Genomic DNA, 25,987 nt, shown 5'->3' on the forward strand with positions numbered 1-25,987 from the left:
CGGACGCGCTGGAAAACCCGGGCAGCTCGGTTAACATGCTCAGCGCCTACTCGACATCGAGGCTTGTGCTGTGTTCCCGGACACCTCCCTCACTCGACGTCGGTGCCTGCGGTCCTGCCATGCGGCAGCCCGATACTCGCCAAGCCGCTTATGGAGATCCGGCCCCTGGCGCCAACGCGACGTATAGACTCGCCGTTCGCAGACCGGTTCCAACCGTACCTGGGCAGCCGAGTGCCATCCGGGTCCACGATAGCGACATCAATTGCCAACAGCCCTGCGTCAGTGCCGAAATGGAGTTCTGAACATGCCGCCTGATCAGCCACGGACAACATCGCACTGGTGCCACCTTGTGCTGCAAGGGTGCCTGCTGCTGTGCCTGGGCTTTGCCACACTCCCGGCCAGGGCCGCACAGATATTGCTGACCGCCAGTGAGAGCAACGATGCCATGCTCGCCTTCACCCAGGCGCTGGCCAAACTGCGCCCGAGCGACCAGGTGAGCTTCAGCCGTATTTCCGACCTGCCCGCCCCCCGCCAGTTGCCCGCTGGCGCCCGCCTGATCCTGCTCGACCCGGCCAGCCTCGACTGGCGCCTGCAGGATCATCTGGGCCCGCCGACCCTGGTCATGAGCATCAGCCGCGTACAAGCCCACGAACGCCTGGGGGAACTGCGCCCGTCCCATCTCAGCCTGCTCTGGAGCGATCCGCCACCGGCACGCCAGTTACGCCTGATTCGCGCCATGCTTCCTGAGGTTCGCCGGGTGGGCGTGCTCTATAGCCACAACAGCGAATTCCTGCTGCTCGAGACACGTCGGGCCGCACGTTCGCTCGGGCTGGAGATCGTCACCCGGCGCTGGAACGACACCTTCGACAGCCAGCCACTGCAAACACTGCTCAACGACAGCGAGGTCTTGCTGGGCCTGGACGATCCCACGCTGTATAACCCGAGCACCGCAAAACGCCTGTTGTTGAGTTGCTACACTCGCCGACAGGCCCTGATCGGCCCCACTGCCAGCTTTGTCTGGGCCGGTAGCCTTGCCAGCACGTACAGCAGCGAACAGGACTGGCTGTACACCCTCGATGACCTGCTCGACCGCCCGCCGACCCGTTGGCCCCGGGCACAGTACGCGAAACGCTTCAATGTGCTGAGCAACCCGCAAGTAGCCCGCTCGCTGGGGATAGAGGATATCGACGAGTCGGCGCTCGCCAACCGGCTGACCTCAGGAGAAGTACACCCATGACGTTGCGCCGCCGCTGGGATATCCACACCCGTACCCAGATGATCAGCCTGGGCCCGGCCTTGCTCTTGACCCTGCTGCTGATCAGTTTCTTTACCCTGGTCCGGCTGCAGGACCTACGCCAGGAGCTCAACCACACCGGCCAACTGATCGCCAACCAGTTAGCCCCCGCCGCAGATTTCGGGGTGATCTCGGGCAACAAGCAAGTCCTGGAAAGTCTGCTCAAAGCCACTCTCGCCACACCTCATGTGCGCTTTCTCGAGGTCCAGGACGACGCCAACCAAATCCTCGCCTATGTCGAACAGCCCCTGGAGAGCCACACGCGTTCCAAACAGGTGGAGATATTTCAGGCACCGGTACGTCTGCAGCGCATCCACCTGCGCAATGAATTCTTCGCTGACAGCGACGCCAACGCGAGGACCACTCAGCAATACCTGGGCCGGGTGATTGTCGGTATGTCCAGTGATGCTTTCAGCCAGCGCCAGCAGGAAATCCTGTTCAAGGCCGCAATTCTTGCCTTGTTTGCCCTGCTCTTCACCTTCTTCCTGGCCCGCCGTCTGGCGGCCAGCATCGCCAAACCCATCAGCGATATGGGGAATGCCGTGAAGGCCATCCAACGCGGTGACTATCGCACCCCGCTGCCCATCGTCGACGATGCCGAACTGGGCAGCCTGGCCAGGCATATCAATAACCTTGCCAGCGGCCTTGAAGAGGCCAGCCGGGAACAGCAGCAGGCCATGGCCGAACTGATCCACACCCGCGAGGAAGCCGAACGCGCCAACAATGCGAAATCCGAGTTCCTGGCCATGATGAGCCATGAGCTGCGCACGCCCATGAATGGGGTGCTGGGCATGCTGCAACTGCTTGAAACCACCGAGATGACCGAGGAGCAGCACGAATACGCCACGCTGGCCTCGCAATCCACCGAGCACCTGCTCAAGGTGATCAACGATATTCTCGATTTCTCGCGAATCGAACGTGCCGCCCTGGAGCTCGAACATATTCCGTTCCAACTGGCAGAGATGATCCGCACCTCGGCCCAGGCATTCGAACACAACGCCAGCCAACGCGGGCTGGAGCTAAAGCTGTACATCCCCAGCGATATGGAAGGCCTGCATGTACGGGGCGATCCAACGCGTATTCACCAGATCCTGGTCAACCTGATCGCCAATGCCCTGAAATTCACCGAGCAGGGCAGCGTCTCGATCCAGGCTCGCTGGCAAGCCCTGGACAGCGAACTACTGTGGCTGACCTGCACGGTGCGCGACACCGGCATTGGCATTTCCACCGAGCAGTTGGAGCGAATGTTCGATGCGTTTCAACAGGCCGACAACTCGATCTCGCGCCGCTATGGCGGCACAGGCCTGGGCCTGCCGATTGCCCGTAATCTGGCCGAGCGCATGGGCGGGACCCTGCATGCACAAAGTGAAGAGGGCCAGGGCTCGCTGTTCACCTTGGAGATTCCCCTGGCCCGCTACATGCCGTCCTCGGCACCGACCGTAATCGCGCCCAGCCCGGCACCGGAACATGGCGAGGGCCGGCGGATTCTGCTGGTCGAGGACAACCCAGTGAACCAGACCGTCATTGAGGCCATGCTGCGCAGCCTCGGTTTTGCCGTGACGGTGGTCGGCGACGGCGTACAGGCCATCGACAGCGCCGCAAGCCAGAACTACGTGGCCATTTTGATGGATTGCCGCCTGCCGCTGGTCGATGGCTACGAAGCCACGCGCCAGATCCGTCTGCAGCAGGGCGGCGAGCGACTGATTATCATTGCCCTGACCGCCAATGCCCTGCAGGGAGACCGGGAAACCTGCCTGCAGGCCGGCATGAACGACTATTTGTCCAAGCCATTCAAACGCCATGATCTACAGCAGTTACTGCAGCGTTGGTTGCCCTGAAACTCACGTGCGACTGGCATGAAAAGCGAAAGTGCGGCAGTCTTAGACACCCGAACGGGCTGGGAAACCGGCCCGAATAATAATTTCAGTGAACAAGTGTACATTCGTGCCCTTGAAGCTGTGACTTTCACTACAACGCAATAGTCTATGAGTAGGCTGTCGATTCGGGGCATGAACGCTCCGAACGCTCGGGATGAATCGCCCCACCCTGCAGCATCGGATTATTGAGGAGCTCGCATGACCAAACAAAACGCCTTTACCCGGGAAGACCTGCTGCGCTGCAGTCGCGGCGAGCTGTTCGGCCCAGGTAACGCGCAACTGCCCGCCCCGAACATGCTGATGGTGGATCGCATCACCCATATCAGCGCCGAAGGCGGCAAGTACGGCAAAGGTGAATTGGTCGCCGAGCTGGATATCAATCCAGACCTGTGGTTCTTTGCCTGTCACTTCGAAGGCGACCCGGTCATGCCGGGCTGCCTGGGCCTTGATGCCATGTGGCAACTGGTCGGTTTCTTCCTCGGCTGGCAGGATCTGCCTGGCCGTGGCCGCGCCCTGGGATCGGGCGAAGTGAAGTTCTTCGGCCAGGTTCTGCCGAGCGCCAAGAAAGTCACGTACAACATCCAGATCAAACGCGTTATGCGCGGCAAGCTGAACATGGCCATCGCCGATGGCTCGGTCAGCGTTGACGGCCGCGAGATCTACACTGCCGAAGCCCTCCGGGTCGGCGTTTTCACCTCCACTGACAACTTCTAAGGGTTATCCGCATGCGCCGCGTCGTTATCACTGGTCTGGGCATCGTTTCGTGCCTGGGCAATGACAAAGAGACCGTCTCCGCTAACCTGCGTGCAAGCCGCCCTGGCATCCGCTTCAACCCGGAATATGCCGAAATGGGTCTGCGTAGCCAGGTTTCCGGCTCCATTGACCTCGACCTTGAATCGCTGATCGATCGCAAGATTTACCGTTTCGTCGGCCATGCGGCAGCCTATGCCTACCTGGCCATGAAAGACGCGATCGCCGACTCCGGCCTGACCGACGAGCAGGTTTCCAACCCGCGCACCGGTCTGATCGCTGGCTCCGGCGGCGCCTCGACCCTGAACCAGATGGAAGCGCTGGATATCCTGCGCGAAAAAGGCGTCAAGCGTGTCGGTCCGTACCGCGTGACGCGCACCATGGGCAGCACCGTTTCCGCCTGCCTGGCCACGCCGTTCAAGATCAAGGGCCTGAACTACTCCATCTCCTCCGCCTGCGCCACCAGTGCTCACTGCATCGGTACCGCGGTCGAGCAGATCCAGATGGGCAAGCAGGACATCGTTTTCGCCGGTGGCGGTGAAGAAGAACACTGGAGCCAATCGTTCCTGTTCGACGCCATGGGTGCGCTGTCCAGCCAGTACAACGAAACCCCGCTCAAAGCCTCCCGCGCCTATGACAAGAACCGTGATGGCTTCGTGATCGCCGGTGGCGGCGGCATGGTCGTGGTCGAAGAACTCGAACACGCCCTGGCTCGCGGCGCCAAGATCTACGCGGAAATCGTTGGCTACGGCGCGACGTCCGACGGCTACGACATGGTTGCCCCTAGCGGTGAAGGCGCGATCCGCTGCATGCAGATGGCAATGGCCACCGTTGACGGTCCGATCGACTACCTGAACACCCACGGCACCTCCACTCCGGTTGGCGATGCCAAGGAAATGGAAGGCGTGCGTGAAGTGTTCGGCGACAAGGCCCCGGCCATCAGCTCGACCAAGAGCCTGTCCGGCCACTCCCTGGGCGCCGCTGGCGTTCACGAAGCGATCTACTGCCTGCTGATGATGGAAGGCAACTTCATTGCCGGCTCCGCCAACATCGAAGAGATCGACCCGGCCGTTGCCGATATGCCGATCCTTACCCAGACCCGCGAGAACGTTACGCTCAACAACGTGATGAGCAACAGCTTCGGGTTCGGCGGCACCAACGCCACCTTGGTACTGCAGCGCTGGCAGGGCAAGTAAGCCTTCGCCTCCCGCGACCATAAAAAACGCCCCGACTGGTTCGGGGCGTTTTTTATGGTGCAGCATTTTTCCCCCTCGCCAGCCGAACCTCTACATACCCAGCAATATTTGTAACCTTTAACATTCGGCCCGGCATACATAGCCTAATATGCCCGCCCGTTTCCAGGCTAAAAAAAATGACGACACTCACTGTCTATTTTTGCGGTACTGGCTTCACCAAATTTGACGACACAAATAAAAACTATTGGAATGGCGAGCTTATTTCAACCTTGGCCAACAACAACCTTGGCCGAGAGTTCGTCGACTGGGCTATCGTGAACGGACCAGGCACTCATAACTTGCAGGCGGATGAGTTGTTCGTCAAGTCAGCAAACTACGGCATAAAAGCCGGTAGATTGCTAGGCAAGGGCTGGGAAGAAAATGTCCACCACGCGATACAGCTAGTCAGGGGCCAGGCAACCTGGCAGCGCTCCCAGCTGAAAAAGCGCGAGCTTAAAGCCCTCAAGGCGGCCGGCGTGCCGGTTGCCAATGCAACGCGGGAAGGCTCGTGGCCCAAGAGCAAGAAAAACTACGGTGAGCGCAAGCTCACCCCACAGCAACTCCAAGAACAACTGATAAAAGTGCTCCGCAACAAAGAGGCTATCCCAACCTGTGTCAACTTGATTGGCTGGAGTCGTGGCGCCGTAAGTTGCCACATGATGGCGAACATAATGCTCAACGACGGCATTCTCAAAGACATCCCCATCAATATATTTGCCGTTGACCCTGTGCCAGGTATATCCAACTTTCAACCCAATCGCGTCACCCTTGGTGCGAATGTAAAAGAGTATGTTGGCTTCTTCGCCCGCGATGAACGCTCTTGGGGATTTACCGCAGCTGTCCCGCACACCCACAGCAGCACAAAGGTCCATCTCTACCCAATGGCCGGACGTCATGCCTCTCTGGTCGGCGACGCCAACGCCAAACATCTCAACAATCCAAAGGCACTACCCGAGCCTGGCCTGATCGTGCGTCACTTCGCCGAAACCTGTCTGACACGCTGGAACGTGAAAATAGACAAAAAGCTCAATTTGTCAGATGCCGAGCTGGAGAGCTTTCATGACCTCATAAGAGAGGCCGAAGCTGACTATGCCTTGCTGAAAAAAGAGTCCTGCACCTTCATTACCAAACAATATAAAGGACAACGCAGAGTGGCCAATGGCGACAAAGGCACAACCTTTACCTCGATCAACAGCCCCCAATTCCAACCAGCAGCCGGCCTGGCGGCAGACCTAATGTTCCATGAAAGCAAATACAAAGATATTTGTTGAGCCTTTACGCCACCTCACCATCGGGCAACGCCCAAGGACTAGCCCGTTAAACCGAGAACCGCGCCACCAGGGCATTGAGATCCACCGCCAGGCGCGACAACTCCTGGCTCGCAGCACTGGTCTGGTTGGCGCCAGCCGACGTCTGCAAGGCCAGGTCGCGGATATTCATCAGATTGCGATCGACCTCGCGCGCCACGGCCGCCTGCTCTTCCGAAGCGCTGGCAATCACCAGGTTACGCTCGTTGATCTGAGTAATGGCTTCGGCAATTTCCTCCAGGGCCACGCCGGCCGCCTTGGCCAAATCCAGGGTTGTGCGCGCCCGTAGATTGCTCTGCTGCATAGCACTAACCGCCTGATCGGTACCCTGCTGGATCCCGCCAATCATCTGCTCGATTTCCTGGGTCGACTGCTGGGTGCGATGGGCCAACGCCCGAACCTCGTCGGCCACCACCGCAAAACCACGTCCGGCATCACCGGCCCGTGCCGCTTCAATGGCGGCATTGAGCGCCAGTAGATTGGTCTGCTCGGCAATCGAGCGGATCACATCCAGCACCTTACTGATGCCGTAGACCTTCTGCGCCAGAGACTCGACTTGCTCAGCGTTGTTGCCGACATCGTCAGCCAGTGCCTCGATCGACGCCACGGTCTGGCGGACCTGCTCGCGGCCATGCTGGGCGACCAGATCCGACTCGCGCGACGCTTCGGAAGTCGCCACCGCGTTACTGGCCACCTCCTCTACCGCCGCGGTCATCTGGTTGACCGCCGTCGCAGCCTGGTCAATCTCCAGGCTCTGCTGGTGCAGCCCGCGGGTGGCATCCTCGGTCACGCTGCTTAACTCCTCGGAAGCCGAGGCCAGTTGGCTGGAGGAGTCGGAAATACGGCGGATCGTTTCACGCAAGTGCTGCTGCATGCTCTTGAGCGCTGCGAGCAAGCGTGCCGGCTCGTCACGCCCCTTGATCTCGATCTGCGCGGTCAGGTCGCCCGAGGCCACCACTTCGGCAACCCCCAACGACTGCGCCAGCGGTATGACAATACTGCGAGTCAGCAGTACAGCCAGGAACACCGTGACCAGCCCCGCCAGCACGACCATGCCGATGACCCAGATCCGCGCACTACTGAATACCGCTTGCGCCAGATCGGCGGCCGCATTGGCGCTGCTTTGATTGAGCCCGATCAGTTCATGCAGAGTAGCTGCCATTTCATCGGCCAATTGGTTCATCTCGCCATTGACCACTTTCACCGCCGACTCGACCTGGCCCTCGCGGGAAAAACTCATGACCTGAGTCTGGCGCTGTAGATACTGCGTTTCGAGGCTCTTGAAGCGTTCGAACAACTCACGCTCCTTAGGCAGCACGATCAGCGCCTCATAGCGCTGCTGGATAGCGCCCAGGCCCTGCTTGAGGTCATTGAGTTTGCTTACGTTCTGGCTCAGGGCCTGAGGGTCGCGATTGATCAGCAGCCGCAAGGTCAGGGCGCGCACACGCAACAGATCCTGACTCATTTCACCGACCGCCATCACGCTGGGCAGCCAGTTGCTGTCAATTTCTTGCGCCTGCTGGCGCATATTATTCATCTGCAACAGGGCGAAGCCGCCCAGCGCAAACACCAGCAATGCCAACAGACCAAACCCCAGACCGGCCCGGGGCGCAATGTTCAGATTGCGCAGACTCATTCCCCTGGTTCCTTCCAAAAGCGCGCATCGGTGATGCGATCTTCATAGACGGTATCGGGCCGGCGAAATTTTGCGTAAGAAGAATTCGTGATATCAAATTGCCCAAGCAGTCCGATCCACGGATTTTTTGGGCTTAGCGCACGGTAAAACTCTGCTGGGCCAACAGGCGATCGCCCTGGAACACCATAAAGCGCCATTCGCCCGGTACCACTTCATGGCTCTCGGTGAACTCATAGGCCATGACGTCCAGAGGCGCATTGGGCACCACTTGCTGGACCACTTCCAGCTTGTCATGACGCTGGCCATCGGGCGTACGCAGCCCTGGGGTGAGGTACAACAGCGTCAGCGGCGTGTCGCCTGCAACCTTGCCGGCCAACTGGTAACGCAGGCCAAACTTGGTCCCCAGCTTGGCCGGGATGATCTGGGTCTGCTCGATGCTTTCATTACTACGCCGCAACACGCGCTCGCCCGGCTGCAGCTCGGTCTGGCTCCCCTGGAACACCCCATACTGGACCGGGCCTTCAACCCGAACCTCGGCACTGGCCAAACCGGCAAACAGCATCAGCGCGCTTATCGCGCTCAAACGGGTGAGGTGCATATCGCGCTCCTTGATTGAGATGCAGGCGAGGCTATGACACCGGCATGACAGGTTGATGACAGCCTTGCGCGCGCATTGGCCCCTGCCGTGCCCCCAAGCCTCAGCGTGACTTGGGCAGGATCGCCAGAAAATTGTCCCGGGCTACCCGTTGCGCCAGCGCTGCCGGCAACGCATCGAGGAATGGATCGAAGCGCTGCATCGCTTCGCCCAGACGGGTGAACCGCCCGACCACATCGGAGCCCAGCATGAAACGCTCCGGGTAGCGTTCCACCAGTTCGAGCCAGGCTTTGCGGGGCACGCCCTGCTCGTCCAGCAGGTAGGGCGTGAGTACGCTCCAGGACAGGTCGATATACAAATTCGGATAGGCGTCGAGCAACCGGTTCAAGGTCGGCAACAGAAAGTCGAGCTGCTTCTGATGTCGGTGAATCTCCTTGCTGGTGCCGGCATGGGCCCAGATAAACCGGGTATGGGGGTGGTTGCGCAGCGGTTCTTCGATCTCCGCCAGGTACAGTGGATTGCGCTCGCGTTTGGACGTGATATTGGAATGCACAAGCACCGGCAGATCATGTTCCGCCGCCAGATGGTAGACCCGCGTCATTGCCTCATTGTTGGCGCGGGGCGTATCACCGGCGGTCAGGGCCGTCAGGTCATCGTGACGGGTAAAGACTTCGCCAATCCCCTGCCAGAGCCCCGGATCGAGGTCGAGCATGCGCTGGATATGAGCCGCAGAGTTCTTGTCGTTGGGGTTGAAGCCACTGATAAAGGGGTGGAAGCGCGAGCGCTGGCTTGGGCTCAGGCTTTTCACCGCCGCCGCGACCAGCACATCGGTGGCGCTGTACCAATAGGCATCGGCATCGTCACCGGCGTAGTAGCGCGGCCGCTTGGGCTCGTCCTCATGCCATTTCTTCGCCACCGGGATCCCGGTAATCAGCACATGGTCGATACGGTTGGCTGCCATCGCCTCGAGCAACGGCGCCATCCCGGCTGACTCCTGAAAAAAATCGACGTAATGCAGGTGAGCATCGCTATAACGATATTCACGCGCCTGGGCGCACATGGCCCCCAGCATCACGACCAGGGTAAAACAGCATTGAATCCAGGGCACGGGCCAATCTCCAGGCAGCACGAACAGGCGGTACGAGCTGGGTAGACCCGATGAGCGCTGCGAGGGTTCAGCCGCAATAAAGGAACGCCTGTCATCAGCCATGCTCTATAAAGATCAGGACTTCTTTTCCGTCACGTTCCAGAGGTTTGCCATGCCTATTACCGTCAACACCCTATCCAGCGAAGGCTTTCGCCACAGCATCCAGATCGACGATCACGAATTGTTCACCGATCTGCCCAAGGCCCTGGGCGGCGAGGATAGCGCGCCCTCGCCCCACGATTACTTCGACGCCGCACTGGGCGCCTGCAAGGCTCTGACTCTCAGGCTCTATGCACAGAAGAAGAATATTCCACTGACCGGCGTGACCGTCGAGGTCAAGCATGACAGCAGCGAGGAGCAGAAAGGCAAGTACGCCTTGCACGTCAAGCTGACCCTCAAGGGCGTGCTGACCGACGCCCAGCGTGACGAACTGCACGGTGTGGCGGACCGTTGTCCGATCCACAAACTGATGACCACCGCCGAGGTCAACATCGAAACCCACCTCAGTGAAGGGGCGTTCAGCCAGTAACGGCCCCGGTCTGAAAAGCGGGTTATGCTCAGCGCATCACCCGCCCAGCCTGGAATCGCCATGCCCGCAATGACCGTGATCCGCCCGCGCGCCGAGGAGGTCGAAGGCCAGCCGATCCTGCGCCCCCTGCCCTCGGCCCAGGCCCGCAGCGTTGGCCCCTTCGTGTTTTTCGACCATATGCTGCCCACGCGCTACCCACCGGGCCGCGGCATGAACATCCGCCAGCACCCGCATATCGGTCTGTCGACCCTGACCTATCTGTTTGAGGGCGAACTGCAGCACAAGGACAGCCTCGGCTCGGACCAACAGGTGCGTCCCGGCGAAGTCAGCTGGATGACTGCCGGCAGCGCCATAGCCCACATCGAGCGTACGCCCGCCCCGCTCCAGGCCAGCGGGTCCAGCCTGCATGGGTTGCAGGTATGGCTGGCAACACCAAAAGCCTTCGAACAAGGTTGCGGGCACTACAGCCATCATCCTGCCGCCAGCCTGCCCACCAGCGACAGCCTGGGGGTACGGATCCGCATGATTGCCGGCAACGGCTTCTGCCTGGCCTCGCCAGTGCCCGTACTGGCCCCCACGCTGTACGCCGAGTTGCATATGCAGACCGCGACGACCCTGTTGATTCCTGCCGAACACGAAGAACGGGCCTTGTACCTACTCGAAGGCGACGCCCAGCTCGATGGCCAGCCGCTTGAAGCGCGCACCCTGGTACTGCTACCGGCCGGCGAGACGCCAACACTGTATGCCGACAGCGAGTGCCATGCCGTCCTGATCGGCGGCGCGCCCCTGGACGGACCACGCCGGCTTAACTGGAACTTTGTCGCCAGTGACCCGGCGCTGATCGACCAGGCTCGCCAGCGCTGGGCGGCAGGGGACTGGCCGACGGTGCCGGGAGAAACCGGGCGCATCGAGCTGCCCGGCCAGTGATCGCGAGTCAGCTCGCGCCTACAAAAGGCCCATCAGGCCTGTAGGCGCCGCCACTCAGGCAAACACTTCATCGAACAGGTTGTGCATCGCCACAAACGCCCTGCGGGCGGTTCTGGCGTCATACATCATCTTGCCCGGGACGCTGGCGTGCACATCGGTAAAGGAATGCACCGCGCCGCCATAGCTGACCAATTGCCAGTCCACACCCGCGCCATCCATCTCCTGGGCAAAGGCCGGCAACTGCTCCTGGGGCACGAACGGATCCGCCGCACCGTGCAGCACCAGCACCGAGCCCTTGATCTCGCCGGCCAGGGCCGGGGTCGGCGTATCCAGGGTGCCATGGAAGGACACCGCCGCCCTCAACGGTGCGCCGCTGCGGGCCAGCTCCAGGGCACAGCAACCGCCAAAACAGAAACCGAAAGTGGCCAGGCGCAACGGATCGACCGCCGCCAGGCCCTGCCCACGCAGGACCTCAAAGGCCGCCAGTATGCGCTTGCGCAGCAGTACGCGATCTTCCTTGAGTGGCGTCATCGCCGCCGCGGCTTCCTGCATATTGCCCGGGCGTACCGCCTGGCCATAGAGGTCGGCAATCAGCACCACATACCCCTTGGAGGCGACGGCTTCGGCGATCTTCTCGGCCCCGGCACCAATACCCATCCAGTTCGGTGCCATCAACAACCCCGGACGGGGGCCCTTATGGCTCGGGTCATAGGCCAGGCGACTTTCGTAGGCCTGCCCATCGATCTGATGGACCACCGAACTCAGCATGACTTGGCTCATTGCAGACTCCTGTTGCGAGAGATAAAAAAACCCGCCGAAGCGGGTTTTTCGTACAGCGTGGTTAAACCGACAGTTCAACCAACAACTTGTTCAGCCGACGCACATACGCCGCCGGATCCTTCAAGCTGTCGCCAGCCGCGAGGGCGGCCTGATCGAAGAGAATGTGCGACAGGTCGCCAAACCGCTCTTCGCTCTGTTCGTGGTCGAGCTTCTCGATCAGCGGGTGGCTTGGGTTGAATTCGAAGATCGGCTTCGAATCCGGGACCTTCTGCCCACTGGCTTCGAGGATCTGTCGCATTTGCAGGCCCAGGTCCTGTTCGCCAATCGCCAGGATAGCCGGCGAGTCGGTCAAACGATGGGACACGCGTACTTCGCTGACGGCATCACCCAACGCAGCCTTGAGACGCTCAACCAGACCTTCTTTGGTCTTGGCTGCTTCTTCCTGGGCTTTCTTGTCTTCTTCCGAATCCAGGTTACCCAGGTCCAGGTCACCACGGGCCACGTCGACAAAGCTCTTGCCGTCGAACTCGCTGAGGTAGCTCATCAGCCACTCGTCGATACGGTCGGTCAGCAGCAGCACTTCGATGCCTTTCTTGCGGAAGACCTCCAGGTGCGGGCTGTTCTTGACCTGTGCGTAGGTTTCGCCGGTGAGGTAGTAGATCTTATCCTGCCCTTCCTTGGCACGTGCCAGGTACTCGGCCAGGGACACCACCTGCTCGCCGTCGTCGCCCTGGGTCGAGGCAAAACGCAGCAGGCCGGCGATTTTTTCCTTGTTGGCGAAATCTTCGGCAGGGCCTTCCTTCATCACCTGGCCGAAGTTCTTCCAGAAGCCCTTGTATTGTTCAGGCTCGTTCTTCGCCAGTTTTTCCAGCATGTCGAGTACGCGCTTGGTCAGCGCCGACTTCATGGAGTCGATGATCGGATCTTTCTGCAGGATTTCCCGCGAGACGTTCAGCGACAGGTCATTGGAGTCGACCACGCCCTTGATAAAGCGCAGGTACAGGGGCAGGAACGACTCTGCCTGATCCATCACGAATACGCGCTGGACGTACAGTTTCAGGCCTTTGGGCGCTTCACGCTGATACAGATCGAACGGCGCACGTGCCGGCACATACAGCAGCGAGCTGTATTCCAGCTTGCCTTCGACCTTGTTATGGCTCCAGGCCAGTGGGTTCTCGAAGTCATGGGCAATATGCTTGTAGAACTCCTGGTACTCCTCATCCTTCACTTCAGTGCGAGGACGGGTCCACAGGGCGCTGGCACGGTTGACGGTTTCCCACTCCAAAGCCGGCTTTTCCTCACCTTCGGCAGCGGCCTGTTCTTTTGGCAGCTCGATAGGCAGGGCGATATGGTCGGAGTACTTCTTGATGATATTGCGCAGGCGCCAACCGTCAGCGAACTCTTCTTCGCCAGACTTCAGGTGCAGGACGATACGGGTACCGCGGTCAGCTTTCTCGACGGTCGCGACTTCGAATTCGCCCTCGCCCTTGGAGGACCAGTGCACGCCTTCGCTGGCCGGCAGGCCGGCACGGCGGCTGAATACTTCAACCTGGTCGGCGACGATAAAGGCCGAGTAGAAGCCCACGCCGAACTGGCCGATCAGGTGGGAGTCCTTCTTCTGATCACCGGACAGGTTTTTCATAAAGTCGGCAGTGCCGGATTTGGCGATGGTGCCCAGGTGGGTGATCACATCGTCGCGGCTCATGCCGATGCCGTTGTCTTCGAGGGTGACGGTTTTCGCGTCCTTGTCGAAGCTCACACGGATTTTCAGCTCGGCGCCGCCTTCCAGCAATTCAGGCTTGGACAGCGCTTCAAAGCGTAATTTGTCGACTGCGTCGGAGGCGTTCGAGATCAATTCGCGAAGGAAGATTTCCTTGTTGGAGTACAGCGAATGGATCATGAGGTGCAGCAGTTGCTTCACCTCGGTCTGGAAGCCCAGGGTTTCCTTTTGAGTTTCCACACTCATGGTTATCAAACTCCAAATAGATGGCAGTGGCCGCACCCAAAAAAGGCTCGGCGGCGGGTTGTCATCAAAGTTGGGGGCTGGCTGGCGAATTTCAAGGGTTCAGTTGTTTTCCTCGATCTTGAAGTGCGCCCGCGCCGTCGCAATCGGCTCCTGCAGCGTGCTCTGCCAAGCCGTGATGGCAACATTCGCCACTCGCCGACCCTGGCGGCAGACCTGGCAAGTGGCATAGGTATCGCGAAACTGTCCGGCACGCAGGTAATCGAGGGAAAAGTCGATAATCTCCGGCAGCCCTGACGATCCGGTGAAAACCAGCAGATGGAGGGCCGCCGCCAGCTCCATAAAACCGGCGATAACCCCGCCATGAATGGCCGGCAGCAAGGGGTTGCCGATATTGTCGCGGTTGGCGGGCAAGCGAAACAGCAACTCATCACCGACCCGCGAGCATTCGATCCCGATCAACTGGGCATAGGGGATGCGCTCAAGCAGCGGCCCGTAATTGCCCTGAGCATGGGCCTCGTGCAGCAGCGCCTTGAGGTCCTCGCTCATACCGCACCTCCATTGATCGCGCCCGCCAACCCTTTACCGCCGGTAATGCCCTTGCCCATACGCATAAACGTGCCGACCACATGGGCGATCGGCTGGTTGGGATCATCCTGATAGGCAAAGCCACGGGTAAAGATAATGTCCGGGGTCACTCGATAGCACTGGGCGAAACCGTACACATCCCGGTGCGGCTCGGCGGGATGCATGTAGTCGATACGCAGATCCAGGGTCGGACACACCTCGAACTCCGCCAGTACGCACAAGGTCGCAATGCCGCAGGTGGTGTCCATCAGCGACGTCAGTGCACCGCCATGGATAACTCCGTTCAGCGGGTTGCCGACAATTCGCGAGCTGTAAGGCAGGATCAGGGTCATGCCCTGGGTATCGGCCTGATGCACGCGCAACCCCAGGACCTGGCAGTGCGGCAAGGCGGACAGAAATCGGGTCGCACGCTCAAAAATGCGCGTATCGCTCATGGACATATCACTCTTGTAGGTCGCCCTTTCGATGGCTTGAGAGCGCACAGGAAAGTTCCGTGTATCAACGCACTTTTATATCTATAAGCCACAAGGAACTTAAATCGCGGGGTAATGCTCGAAAGGCCAGTAGATAACTTCAACAAGGAGAAACACCCATGCGTAAGCCTCTAGCCGTTGCCCTGATGTTGGCCGCCTCCCTGGGCCTGGCCGCCTGCGACAAAAAATCCGAAGACAAGGCTCAGGATGCCAACCAGCACGCCGAGCAAGCCCAGCAAAAAATGAACGAAGCTCAGGATAAAGTGAACGACGCTGCAAAAGAAAACGCCGAAGCAGCCAAAGACAATGCCGAAGCCGCACAAGAACGCGCGAAAGAAGCCACAGGCTCCTAAGCACCTGCGTTCTGCGCTACAAAAGAAAGCCCGCCAAGTGCGGGCTTTGCTTTATCGCTAGCTTTCACGCCTCCGGCGGTGGTATCTCGGTCGGCGTATAGACCATCACATCCAGTACGTCGGAGTGAAACTCGCGGCGATACAGCACCAGCACCACCGCGCTGCTGAGCAACATGAACAGCCAGGGGCTGACAAACCAGGCCAGCATGGTCATGCCGAAATAGTACGAACGCAGGCCGAAGTTGAACTGGTTCGCCGCCATCGAGATCACCCGCGCCGCCCGCTGGGCAAAAGCCTTGCGCTCTTGTGCGGAAACCTGACGTTCACCGACCATCGGCGCCGACCCTATCAGGATCGCCGCAAAGTTGTACTGGCGCATGCACCAGCTGAAGGTAAAGAACGCGTAGACAAAGACCATCGCCAGGCACAGCAGCTTGATCTCCGACATGCCCTGGGACGCCTGTTGCACCATGGGTATGTCAGCCAGCAGCGAGACCGCCCGCTCCGATGCCCCCAACACGGTCAGGATACCGGCCAGGATAATCAGCGTGCTGGAGGCGAAGAACGAGGCGTTGCGCTCCAGATTGCCGATCACACTGGCGTCGGCGATCCGGTTGTCACGCAACAGCATGCGGCGCATCCAGTCCTCACGATACAGGTGCAGCACACTGGCCAGGCAGGCGGTGTCGCGCCCCTTCCAGGTTGCGTAGCGGGTATAGCCGCCCCAGCACACGATGAACCACACCGCGGCGAGCAGGTGAATCAGGTTGTTTTCAACGAACGACATGCATTTTCCCGGTTTTTGTCGATGGATGAAGAGAACGAACAGTCCTTCGACGCTGGCGCCTGGAAAAAGACACGACCATAAAAAATGCCCCGGTATTCGTCGATACCGGAGCATTTCTAGGACAAACAGGCCCGCTTTTGACAGGCCGGTCGATCAGGCCAGGGCTTCGCGAGGCTTGCCCAGCAGGCGATCGAGCAACGCCGCCGCGCCGAGCATGATCACGGTCGGCACCAGCCAGGCCAGGCCTTGCTCACTCAATGGCAAGTGGGACATCGACTCGGGCATCCAGTGGGCCATCCCGGCACCCTTCAGGGCATCGATCACGCCGAACACAAAGGACACCAGCATCACCGGGCCCATGATGCGCGCTTCGCTACGCCAGAACTGCTTGCAGAAGCTCAGGGCCACCAGAACGATGCACGGCGGGTAGATGGCCGTCAGTACCGGGATCGAGAACTGAATCAGCTTGGTCAGCCCCAGGTTCGAGATCATCAGCGAGAACAGCACCAGGATCACTACCAGCGTCTTGTACGACAGTGGCAGGATCCGGCTGAAGTACTCGGCGCAGGCGCAGGTCAGGCCCACCGCCGTAACCAGGCAGGCCAGGGAGATCAGCACCGCCAGGAAACCACTGCCCAAGGAGCCGAAGGTGTGCTGCACATAGGCATGCAGCACCGCCGCACCGTTGGTCGCGCCAGCCGCTACTTCATGGCTGCCCGACCCCAGGCGGAACAGGCTGATATAGACCAGCGCCAGGCCCACGCCGGCAATCAGCCCGGCAATAATTGCATAACGAGTGATCAACTGCGGCGAGACCACGCCCCGCGAGCGGATAGCGTTGACGATCACAATGCCGAACACCAGTGCGCCGAGGGTATCCATGGTCAGGTAACCATTGATAAAGCCCTGGGAAAACGGCGCCGCGACATACTCGGGCGTGGCCGTACCAATCTCGCCAACCGGCAAGACAAAGGCGGCAATGCCCAGAATCGCCAGGGCAATGATCTTCAGCGGTGCCAGAAAGCGCCCGACGGTATCGAGCAGACGCCCTGGATACAGTGAGATAAAGAACACCAGCAGGAAGTACGCCGAGCTGTAGAGGAACAGCGCCAGCGGGCTTTCACCGGTCAAAGGTGCCAGGCCAACCTCGAACGACACTGTGGCCGTACGCGGGGTGGCAAACAGCGGCCCTACCGACAGGTAGGCGGCCGCCGCCAAAAGGCCACCGGCGACTTTTCCGATGGGCGAGCTCAGGGCATCCATCGCGCCGCCGACCTTGGCCAGGGCAACCACGGTGATGACCGGCAGGCCCACGGCGGTGATCAGGAAACCCAGTGCGGCCATCCAGACATGGGGGCCGGAATGCAAACCGACGATAGGGGGGAAGATGATGTTGCCGGCCCCGACGAACAGGGCAAATGTCATAAAACCAAGCGCCAGGATGTCCTGGCCTTTCAACACTTTCATTAAGGAAATACCACACTACTGAATCGGAATTTAGAGGGGGATTTCCCGTAAGGTCTGGGAAATGCAGCCGCCCCGCTTAGGGTCGACCCGTTTGGCGCGCAGCTCCCTTATGGGGCGCAGACGCAAAAATGGCGGCCAGCCTAACGAATTTGCTCGCACGGCGCATGGTCAGTGGGCGGTCTGTCGACTGGACGAACATGGATGTCGCATTGACGTACAAAAACGACGTCGTTTTCAGTGCGTATGACCGAAAAACGGCTGGCAAGGGCCATTCCAGAGCCCTAGAAAGCACAAAGGCCACCCGAAGGTGGCCTTTGCCTGGTAACGCTCAAACAAGCACGAGGCTTACTTGGTCGCCCAACCGGTCAGCTCGGACAGAGCCTTGCCGATGTCTGCCAGCGAACGCACGGTTTTCACGCCTGCGTCTTGCAGTGCAGCGAATTTTTCGTCTGCAGTGCCTTTGCCGCCGGAGATGATTGCACCAGCATGGCCCATGCGCTTGCCCGGAGGAGCAGTCACACCAGCGATGTAGGAAACAACCGGCTTGGTCACGTGAGCCTTGATGTAGGCTGCCGCTTCTTCTTCAGCCGAACCGCCGATCTCGCCGATCATCACGATCGCTTCGGTCTTCGGGTCTTCCTGGAACAGCTTCAGGATGTCGATGAAGTTCGAACCCGGGATCGGGTCACCGCCGATGCCGACGCAGGTCGACTGGCCGAAACCGGCGTCGGTGGTCTGCTTCACAGCTTCGTAGGTCAGGGTGCCGGAACGCGAAACGATACCGACCTTGCCTGGCAAGTGAATGTGACCTGGCATGATGCCGATCTTGCATTCGCCTGGAGTGATCACGCCTGGGCAGTTAGGACCGATCAGGATCACGCCCAGCTCGTCGCACTTGACCTTGGCTTCGAGCATGTCGATGGTCGGGATGCCTTCGGTGATGCACACGACCAGCTTGATGCCGCCGAACGCCGCTTCAAGGATCGAGTCCTTGCAGAAAGGAGCAGGAACGTAGATCACGCTGGCGGTGGCGCCAGTGGCTGCTACAGCTTCTTTCACGGTGTTGAAGACAGGCAGGTCCAGGTGAGTGGTGCCGCCTTTGCCCGGGGTAACGCCACCTACCATCTTGGTGCCGTACTCGATGGCTTGCTGAGTGTGGAAGCTACCCTGCGAACCGGTGATACCCTGGCAGATAACCTTGGTGTCTTTATTGATCAGGACGCTCATTACTTGCCCTCCGCAGCTTTGACAACTTGTTGAGCAGCGTCGGTCAGGCTGGTAGCAGCGATGATGTTCAAACCGCTTTCTGCCAGTACTTTAGCGCCCAGTTCAGCGTTGTTGCCTTCAAGGCGCACAACCACCGGGATTTTCACGCCGACTTCTTTCACTGCACCGATGATGCCTTCGGCAATCATGTCGCAACGAACGATGCCGCCGAAGATGTTGACCAGTACTGCCGCCACGTTGGTGTCGGACAGGATGATCTTGAACGCTTCGGTCACGCGTTCTTTGGTAGCACCGCCGCCCACATCGAGGAAGTTGGCTGGTTTGCCGCCATGCAGGTTGACGATGTCCATGGTACCCATGGCCAGGCCAGCACCGTTGACCATGCAACCGATGTTGCCTTCCAGCGCTACGTAGTTCAGTTCGAACTTGGCAGCGTGCGCTTCGCGCGGATCGTCCTGGGACGGATCGTGGAAGGTTTTCAGCTTAGGCTGACGGTACATTGCGTTGGCGTCGATGTTGATCTTCGCGTCCAGGCAGTGCAGGTCGCCATCGGCCTTGATCACCAGCGGGTTCACTTCCAGCAGAGCCAGGTCGTGGTCCTGGAACAGCTTGGCCAGACCTACGAAAATCTTGGCGAACTGGGAGACTTGCTTGCCTTCCAGGCCCAGTTGGAACGCCAGCTCACGACCCTGGAATGGCTGAGCGCCAACCAGTGGATCGATAGTGGCCTTAAGAATTTTCTCAGGAGTGTCGTGAGCGATTTTCTCGATGTCCACGCCACCTTCGGTGGAAGCCATGAAAACGATACGACGGCTCGAACGGTCAACGACAGCGCCCAGGTACAGCTCTTTAGCGATATCAGTGCACGATTCAACCAGGATTTTGGTGACAGGCTGGCCATTGGCGTCAGTCTGATAGGTCACCAGACGCTTGCCCAGCCACTGCTGTGCGAATGCCTTAGCGTCTTCTTTGTTGCGAACCAGCTTAACGCCGCCCGCTTTACCGCGACCACCTGCGTGGACCTGGGCTTTGACAACCCACTCGGTGCCACCGATTTTGTCGCAGGCTTCTGCTGCTGCTTCCGGGGTGTCTACGGCGAAACCCTGGGATACTGGCAGGCCGTACTCAGCGAACAGCTGCTTACCCTGATACTCGTGAAGATTCATGCTTATTACCGTCTTCGTTAGGTACTGCGCATTCGGCGCTGCACTTGTGTAAGTGCCGCACCACCTGTGACCGCTACTCTGCGCACCTTGACTCGCAACCCGAAGGTCACAAGCCCGGCACACAGAGGTCGAGTCCGGCGGAATTTCCGCGGTGAGTCTTGCAGGCAAGGCTCACGACGGGCACGCCGCCGTGGTTTCTTATTATCTACGTGTTAGCGTTTTTTACGGTTGGCAATGTGGATGGCGCCGCCATTCACTGCCAGGGCCGCTTCGTGCAGTGCTTCGGACAGGGTCGGATGGGAGAAAACCATCATGCCCAGGTCTTCGGCGCTGGTGCCGAATTCCATGCCGATTGCACCTTGCTGTACCAGTTCGGCAGCGCTCGGGCCAATCACGTGGACGCCCAGAACGCGGTCGGTCTTGGCATCGGCGATGACTTTGACGAAACCACCGGTATCGTTGGCTGCCATGGCACGGCCACTGGCGGCGAACGGGAAGGTGCCGACGTTGACTTCAACGCCTTCGGCCTTCAGGGCCTGCTCGGTCTTGCCAACCCATGCGATTTCCGGGTGGGTGTAGATAACCGATGGAATCAGGTCGTAGTTGATCTGGGCTTTGTGGCCCTTGATGCGCTCGACAACCATGATGCCTTCTTCGGAGGCTTTGTGAGCCAGCATCATGCCGCGAACCACGTCACCGATCGCATAAACGCCCGGTACGCTGGTAGCGCACTGGTCGTCAACGAAGATGAAGCCGCGCTCGTCGATGGTTACACCGCTATCGGCAGCCAGCAGCTCGGTGGTCACCGGACGGCGACCCACGGCAACGATCAGCTTGTCGAAAACGATCTTCTGCTCGCCGTCGGCGTCGGTGTAGTTGACTTCGACTTCTTTCTTCTTCGCGTCAACGGTAGAACCGGTTACGCGCGCGCCCAGGCGGATTTTCAGGCCCTGCTTGGTCAGCGTCTTCAGCGCTTCCTTGGAAACCGCTTCATCAGCTGCCGGCAGGAACTTGTCCAATGCTTCGAGCACGGTGACTTCAGCGCCCAGACGGGACCAGACCGAACCCAGCTCCAGACCGATCACGCCAGCGCCGATCACGCCCAGACGCTTTGGCACAGCCTGGAATTCCAGGGCGCCGGTGGAGTCGACGATCACGTCCTGGTCAACCGGAGCAGGCGGGATATCGATAGGACGGGAGCCGGAAGCCAGGATTACGTTTTCGGCTTCAACGATCTGAACCTTGCCGTCGGAACCGGTCACTTCGACCTTCTTGCCAGCCAGCAGCTTGCCGTGGCCTTCCAGAACGGTAACGCCATTAGCCTTGAACAGGCTGCTGACACCCAGGGTCAGGTTTTTAACGATGCCGGCCTTGCGGCCAACCATCGCTGGGACGTCCATGGTCACGCCGGCGTGATTGATACCGTGAACCTTGAAACCATCCTGCGCTTCGTGAAACTTCCAAGAGCTGTCCAGCAGCGCCTTGGATGGAATGCAGCCAACGTTCAGGCAAGTACCGCCGAGGGCCAGTTTGCCCTCCTTGTCCTGGTACTTCTCGATGCAGGCAGTCTTGAGGCCAAGTTGCGCAGCCTTAATAGCGGCTACATAGCCACCAGGGCCCGCGCCAATCACTACCACGTCGAATTTCTGGGTCATGTGTCATTCCTTATCGAATCAAACCGGACGGCCCCTTGTGGGGACCGTCGTGGGACGAAGCTGGTCGTTTCAGCCATGGGCAGGCGAACGCGTCGCCGGCCCTGTAGCTCGAATCAGATATCCAGCAGCAAACGAGCCGGGTCTTCCAGCAGGTTCTTGATGGTAACCAGGAAGGTCACAGCTTCTTTGCCGTCGATCAAACGGTGATCGTAGGACAGAGCCAGGTACATCATCGGACGAATCACGACCTGACCATTGATCGCCATCGGGCGCTGGATGATGTTGTGCATCCCCAGGATCGCCGCTTGCGGTGGGTTGACGATCGGGGTCGACATCATCGAGCCGAATGTACCACCGTTGGTGATGGTGAAAGTACCGCCGGTCATTTCGTCGATGGACAATTTGCCGTCACGGGCTTTCTTGCCGAAGGTAGCGATGCCGCCTTCGATTTCAGCCAGGCTCATCAGTTCGGCGTTACGCAGAACCGGTACCACCAGGCCACGATCGCTGGACACTGCAACACCAACGTCGGCGTAGCCGTGGTAAACGATGTCCGCACCGTCGATCGACGCGTTGACTGCCGGGAAGCGCTTCAACGCTTCGGTAGCGGCCTTGACGAAGAACGACATGAAGCCCAGGCGCACGCCATTGTGGGACTTCTCGAACAGGTCCTTGTACTTCGAACGCAGGGCCATGACTTCGGTCATGTCGACTTCGTTGAAGGTGGTCAGCATCGCCATGTTCGATTGTGCTTCTACCAGGCGCTTGGCCACGGTGGCACGAACGCGAGTCATCGGCACACGCTTCTCGGTACGGTCGCCAGCAGCGAAGACCGGAGCAGCAGCGGCTGGAGCAGCAGCCTTGGCAGGCGCGGCAGCCGGAGCGGCTTTCTTGGCAGCCACGGCTGCAACCACGTCTTCCTTGGTCACACGACCGCCTTTGCCGGTGCCGGCAACGGAAGCGATGTTGATGCCATTCTCTTCAGCCAGCTTGCGCGCGGCAGGCGCGGCCACTGGATCGTCTTCGCCACCGGCAGCAGCAGGAGCAGCGGCTTGCGCGGCGGCCGGGGCAGCAGCAGGAGCAGCGGCAGCAGCGCCTTCAACGATGGAGCCCAGGACTTCGTCGGACAGAACGGTGTCGCCTTCGTTCTTGACGATAGGACCCAGCACGCCGTCAGCTGTAGCCAGTACTTCCAGGACAACCTTGTCGGTCTCGATGTCGACGATCAGTTCGTCGCGCTTGACCGCTTCGCCCGGTTGTTTGTGCCAGGTGGCAACGGTGCCATCGGCAACCGATTCCGGGAAAGTGGGGGCTTTAATCTCGATAGCCATTATCTGTGGTTCCTTAAATTCGGTTTCAGGTGCGCGAGGCGTTAAACAGTAAAGGCATCTTGCAGCAGTTTTTCCTGCTGCTCGGCGTGCATCGATGCATAGCCACAGGCTGGCGCAGCAGAAGCGTCACGGCCGGCGTACTCGAGTACGAGCGACTTGTCGTGACCACTGATGATGCGACGCATGTGATGCTGGCTGCAGTACCAAGCGCCCTGGTTCATCGGCTCTTCCTGACACCAAACGATGTGTTTGACGTTTTTGTACGGAGCCAGGACTTCGATCAGGTCGTCCTCAGGGAATGGGTACAGCTGCTCGAGACGCACAATGGCGATGTCGTCACGGCCTTCGGCACGGCGTTTTTCCAGCAGGTCGTAGTAGACCTTGCCGCTACACAGAACAATGCGCCCGACCTTTTTCGGATCCTGGGCATCGATTTCCGGAATAACGGTCTGGAACGAACCTTCGGCCAGATCTTCCAGCGTGGAGATTGCCAGTTTGTGACGCAGCAGCGACTTCGGCGTCAGGACCACCAGCGGCTTGCGCAGCGGACGGATAACCTGGCGACGCAGCAGGTGGTAGATCTGGGCCGGGGTCGTCGGCATGCACACCTGGATGTTGTGCTCGGCGCACAACTGCAGGTAACGCTCCAGACGTGCCGAGGAGTGCTCTGGCCCCTGACCTTCATAACCGTGCGGCAGCAGCATGGTCAGACCGCAGAGACGGCCCCACTTGTGCTCGCCACTGGTGATGAACTGGTCGATTACCACCTGGGCACCGTTGGCGAAGTCGCCAAACTGGGCTTCCCAGATGACCAACGCGTTAGGCGTGGTGGTCGAATAACCGTATTCGAACGCCAGTACCGCTTCTTCCGACAGGAACGAGTCGTACAGGTCAAAACGTGGCTGACCGTCGTACAGGTGCTGCAGCGGAATGTAGGTGCCTGCGTCTTTCTGGTTGTGCAGAACCGCGTGGCGGTGCGAGAACGTACCACGGCCGATGTCCTGGCCGGTCATGCGGATCGGGTGACCTTCGAACGCCAGGGTCGCGTACGCCATGGTTTCGGCGTAACCCCAGTTGATCGGCAGGCCGCCGGCTTGCATCTTCTGACGGTCTTCGTAGATCTTCGCGACCTGGCGCTGAACCACGAAGCCCTCTGGGATTTCCAGCAGCTTGGCGGACAGTTCCTGCAGGGTCTTGAGATCGAAGCGGGTGTCGTGACGCGCGGTCCAGGCGTGGCCCAGATAAGGACGCCAGTCGACGAACAATTCCTTGTTCGGCTCCTTGACGAGGCTCTTCACGACATGCAGGCCGTTGTCCAGCGCATTGCGGTACTCGTCGATCTTGGCCTGAACACGCTCGATATCGAGCACGCCGGACTGGGTCAGACGTTCGGCATACAGCTCACGAGTGGTGCGCTGCTTGGCGATCTGCTGGTACATCAGCGGCTGGGTACCACTTGGCTCGTCGGCCTCGTTGTGGCCGCGACGACGGTAGCAGACCAGGTCGATTACCACGTCACGCTTGAACTGCATGCGGTAGTCGATAGCCAGCTGGGTCACGAACAATACGGCTTCCGGATCATCTCCATTGACATGGAGAATCGGCGCCTGAATCATTTTCGCGACGTCAGTGGCGTACTCGGTGGAACGCGAGTCCAGCGGGTTGCTGATGGTGAAGCCAACCTGGTTGTTGATCACCAGGTGAATCGTACCGCCCGTTTTGAAACCACGGGTCTGCGACATCTGGAACGTTTCCATGACCACGCCCTGACCTGCGAACGCAGCATCACCGTGGATGGAAATCGGCAGAACCTTGTCGCCGTTCGGATCGTTGCGACGATCCTGGCGGGCACGTACGGAACCTTCGACCACCGGGGAAACGATTTCCAGGTGGGAAGGGTTGAACGCCATCGCCAGGTGAACTTCACCGCCGGCGGTCATGACGTTGGACGAGAAGCCCTGGTGGTATTTAACGTCACCGGAACCGAGCTCGACCTTTTTCTTGCCTTCAAACTCGTCGAACAGCTCGCGCGGGTTCTTGCCGAAGGTATTCACCAGCACGTTCAGGCGGCCACGGTGGGCCATGCCGATCACGACTTCCTTGGTGCCATAGGAACCCGAGCGCTGGATCAATTCATCCAGCAGCGGGATCAGGCTTTCGCCCCCTTCAAGACCGAAACGCTTGGTACCCGGGTACTTGGTGCCCAGGTATTTTTCCAGGCCTTCGGCGGCGGTTACGCGCTCGAGCAGATGGCTTTGCACGTCTGCGGAATACGCAGGACGGCCACGCACGCTTTCCAGACGCTGCTGGAACCAGTGGCGTTGCTCGGAATCGACGATGTGGGTGAACTCGGCGCCAATGGTGCGGCAATATGTCTGCTGCAACGCTTCGTGAATTTCACGTAGGCTCGCCTCCTCTTTGCCGATGAACAGGTCTCCGGCACGGAAGGTCGTATCAAGATCGGCATTGGTCAAGCCGTAATGATTGATCGACAGGTCTGCAGGTGCAGGACGCTGCCACAGCCCCAACGGATCGAGTTGGGCTGCCTGGTGGCCGCGCATCCGATAGGCCTGGATCAATCGCAGCACTTCAACCTGCTTCTTCTCGTGCTCGCTGCTCACACTGCCGGCGGACACCGGTTGAGCGCGGCGCTGGTTCTTTGCCAGCAAGACGAAATGATCGCGGATAGTCGAGTGCGAAACATCGGCAGCAGAGCTGCCTTCAGCAGGCAACTTCTGAAAGTAGGTGCGCCACTCTTCTGGCACAGCGTTCGGGTCGTGCAGGTAGAGCTCGTAGAGCTCTTCCACATAGGCAGCGTTACCACCGGATAGGTGGGCACTGTTCCACATGCGCTGCATCACGCTTTCTTGCATGCTTGGTCACCCTCGGTAAGGGGACAC

Annotated in this window: 22 protein-coding genes and 1 pseudogene; 8 read left to right on the forward strand and 15 right to left on the reverse strand. The window is 59.7% G+C overall.

What is annotated here, in order from left to right; genetic code table 11:
- Positions 1 to 304: 304 nt before the first annotated feature.
- The 5 genes from NPS46_RS01555 to NPS46_RS01575 all read left to right on the forward strand — a co-directional run bounded on the left by NPS46_RS01555 (position 305) and on the right by NPS46_RS01575 (position 6,427).
- Positions 305 to 1,237, forward strand: a complete 933-nt coding sequence (locus NPS46_RS01555; RefSeq protein WP_274104629.1) for an ABC transporter substrate-binding protein — start codon at positions 305 to 307, stop codon at positions 1,235 to 1,237.
- Entirely contained in the window at positions 1,234 to 3,132 is a 1,899-nt protein-coding gene (locus NPS46_RS01560; protein ID WP_274104630.1) for an ATP-binding protein, read from the forward strand. The genes NPS46_RS01555 and NPS46_RS01560 overlap by 4 nt, the downstream gene beginning before the upstream one ends.
- Before the next feature lie 237 nt (positions 3,133 to 3,369).
- Positions 3,370 to 3,885, forward strand: a complete 516-nt coding sequence (fabA, locus tag NPS46_RS01565; protein ID WP_274104631.1) for a 3-hydroxyacyl-[acyl-carrier-protein] dehydratase FabA — start codon at positions 3,370 to 3,372, stop codon at positions 3,883 to 3,885.
- 11 nt (positions 3,886 to 3,896) lie between these two features.
- The gene (gene fabB, locus NPS46_RS01570; RefSeq protein ID WP_274104632.1) at positions 3,897 to 5,117 is read left to right on the forward strand and encodes a beta-ketoacyl-ACP synthase I; all 1,221 of its coding nucleotides are present in this window, start codon (positions 3,897 to 3,899) and stop codon (positions 5,115 to 5,117) included.
- Positions 5,118 to 5,293: 176 nt separating this feature from the next.
- Complete coding sequence (locus NPS46_RS01575) at positions 5,294 to 6,427, forward strand: hypothetical protein (RefSeq protein ID WP_274104633.1); 1,134 nt, start codon at positions 5,294 to 5,296, stop codon at positions 6,425 to 6,427.
- A gap of 46 nt (positions 6,428 to 6,473) precedes the next feature.
- Here the strand turns inward: NPS46_RS01575 and NPS46_RS25215 are convergent, their stop codons facing one another.
- The 4 genes and pseudogenes from NPS46_RS25215 to NPS46_RS01590 form a co-directional block, all read right to left on the reverse strand.
- Positions 6,474 to 7,337, reverse strand: coding sequence for a methyl-accepting chemotaxis protein (locus NPS46_RS25215; protein ID WP_425312686.1), 864 nt, complete (start codon positions 7,335 to 7,337; stop codon positions 6,474 to 6,476).
- Positions 7,329 to 8,099, reverse strand: a pseudogene (locus NPS46_RS25220) (MCP four helix bundle domain-containing protein); the annotation flags it as partial. The pseudogene NPS46_RS25220 and the gene NPS46_RS25215, both read right to left, overlap by 9 nt.
- Before the next feature lie 133 nt (positions 8,100 to 8,232).
- Positions 8,233 to 8,697 (reverse strand): DUF3859 domain-containing protein, encoded by a 465-nt coding sequence (locus tag NPS46_RS01585; RefSeq protein WP_274104635.1) that lies wholly within the window; start codon positions 8,695 to 8,697, stop codon positions 8,233 to 8,235.
- 100 nt (positions 8,698 to 8,797) lie between these two features.
- Positions 8,798 to 9,766: an amidohydrolase family protein gene (locus NPS46_RS01590; RefSeq protein WP_274105376.1), complete on the reverse strand. Its 969-nt coding sequence runs from the start codon at positions 9,764 to 9,766 to the stop codon at positions 8,798 to 8,800.
- A 187-nt stretch (positions 9,767 to 9,953) separates the two neighbouring features.
- Here NPS46_RS01590 and NPS46_RS01595 point away from each other — a divergent pair, with 187 nt between their 5' ends.
- Together NPS46_RS01595 and NPS46_RS01600 are read left to right on the forward strand one after the other, a co-directional pair.
- Positions 9,954 to 10,370 (forward strand): OsmC family protein, encoded by a 417-nt coding sequence (locus NPS46_RS01595; RefSeq protein WP_274104636.1) that lies wholly within the window; start codon positions 9,954 to 9,956, stop codon positions 10,368 to 10,370.
- A gap of 60 nt (positions 10,371 to 10,430) precedes the next feature.
- Positions 10,431 to 11,297, forward strand: coding sequence for a pirin family protein (locus tag NPS46_RS01600; RefSeq protein WP_274104637.1), 867 nt, complete (start codon positions 10,431 to 10,433; stop codon positions 11,295 to 11,297).
- Between the two features lie 54 nt (positions 11,298 to 11,351).
- On the opposite strand, the gene NPS46_RS01605 is transcribed toward NPS46_RS01600, so the two are convergent.
- The 4 genes from NPS46_RS01605 to NPS46_RS01620 all read right to left on the reverse strand — a co-directional run bounded on the left by NPS46_RS01605 (position 11,352) and on the right by NPS46_RS01620 (position 15,062).
- On the reverse strand, positions 11,352 to 12,077 hold the full coding sequence (locus NPS46_RS01605) for a dienelactone hydrolase family protein (protein ID WP_274104638.1): 726 nt from the start codon (positions 12,075 to 12,077) through the stop codon (positions 11,352 to 11,354).
- Between the two features lie 61 nt (positions 12,078 to 12,138).
- Entirely contained in the window at positions 12,139 to 14,043 is a 1,905-nt protein-coding gene (gene htpG, locus NPS46_RS01610) for a molecular chaperone HtpG (protein ID WP_274104639.1), read from the reverse strand.
- Positions 14,044 to 14,142: 99 nt separating this feature from the next.
- Positions 14,143 to 14,589, reverse strand: coding sequence for a PaaI family thioesterase (locus tag NPS46_RS01615; protein ID WP_274104640.1), 447 nt, complete (start codon positions 14,587 to 14,589; stop codon positions 14,143 to 14,145).
- Entirely contained in the window at positions 14,586 to 15,062 is a 477-nt protein-coding gene (locus NPS46_RS01620; RefSeq protein ID WP_274104641.1) for a PaaI family thioesterase, read from the reverse strand. Before NPS46_RS01620 ends, NPS46_RS01615 begins: the two co-directional genes overlap by 4 nt.
- Positions 15,063 to 15,220: 158 nt before the next feature.
- Between NPS46_RS01620 and NPS46_RS01625 the strand changes: the two genes are divergently transcribed.
- On the forward strand, positions 15,221 to 15,454 hold the full coding sequence (locus tag NPS46_RS01625; protein ID WP_274104642.1) for a hypothetical protein: 234 nt from the start codon (positions 15,221 to 15,223) through the stop codon (positions 15,452 to 15,454).
- Between the two features lie 64 nt (positions 15,455 to 15,518).
- On the opposite strand, the gene NPS46_RS01630 is transcribed toward NPS46_RS01625, so the two are convergent.
- The 7 genes from NPS46_RS01630 to NPS46_RS01660 form a co-directional block, all read right to left on the reverse strand.
- Entirely contained in the window at positions 15,519 to 16,241 is a 723-nt protein-coding gene (locus NPS46_RS01630) for a DUF599 domain-containing protein (protein ID WP_274104643.1), read from the reverse strand.
- A 153-nt stretch (positions 16,242 to 16,394) separates the two neighbouring features.
- Positions 16,395 to 17,708 (reverse strand): branched-chain amino acid transport system II carrier protein, encoded by a 1,314-nt coding sequence (gene brnQ / locus NPS46_RS01635; protein WP_274104644.1) that lies wholly within the window; start codon positions 17,706 to 17,708, stop codon positions 16,395 to 16,397.
- 345 nt (positions 17,709 to 18,053) lie between these two features.
- Positions 18,054 to 18,935, reverse strand: coding sequence for a succinate--CoA ligase subunit alpha (gene sucD, locus NPS46_RS01640; protein WP_274104645.1), 882 nt, complete (start codon positions 18,933 to 18,935; stop codon positions 18,054 to 18,056).
- Positions 18,935 to 20,101, reverse strand: coding sequence for an ADP-forming succinate--CoA ligase subunit beta (sucC, locus tag NPS46_RS01645; protein WP_274104646.1), 1,167 nt, complete (start codon positions 20,099 to 20,101; stop codon positions 18,935 to 18,937). Before sucC ends, sucD begins: the two co-directional genes overlap by 1 nt.
- A gap of 212 nt (positions 20,102 to 20,313) precedes the next feature.
- Positions 20,314 to 21,756 carry a dihydrolipoyl dehydrogenase gene (lpdA, locus tag NPS46_RS01650; RefSeq protein ID WP_274104647.1) on the reverse strand — a complete coding sequence of 481 codons (1,443 nt, stop codon included), beginning with the start codon at positions 21,754 to 21,756 and terminating at the stop codon, positions 20,314 to 20,316.
- Positions 21,757 to 21,869: 113 nt separating this feature from the next.
- Positions 21,870 to 23,087 (reverse strand): 2-oxoglutarate dehydrogenase complex dihydrolipoyllysine-residue succinyltransferase, encoded by a 1,218-nt coding sequence (gene odhB / locus NPS46_RS01655; RefSeq protein WP_274104648.1) that lies wholly within the window; start codon positions 23,085 to 23,087, stop codon positions 21,870 to 21,872.
- Between the two features lie 41 nt (positions 23,088 to 23,128).
- Positions 23,129 to 25,960, reverse strand: a complete 2,832-nt coding sequence (locus tag NPS46_RS01660; protein ID WP_274104649.1) for a 2-oxoglutarate dehydrogenase E1 component — start codon at positions 25,958 to 25,960, stop codon at positions 23,129 to 23,131.
- Between the last annotated feature and the right edge of the window lie 27 nt (positions 25,961 to 25,987).

The organism is Pseudomonas putida (genome assembly GCF_028682395.1).
GTDB lineage: Bacteria > Pseudomonadota > Gammaproteobacteria > Pseudomonadales > Pseudomonadaceae > Aquipseudomonas > Aquipseudomonas putida_AB.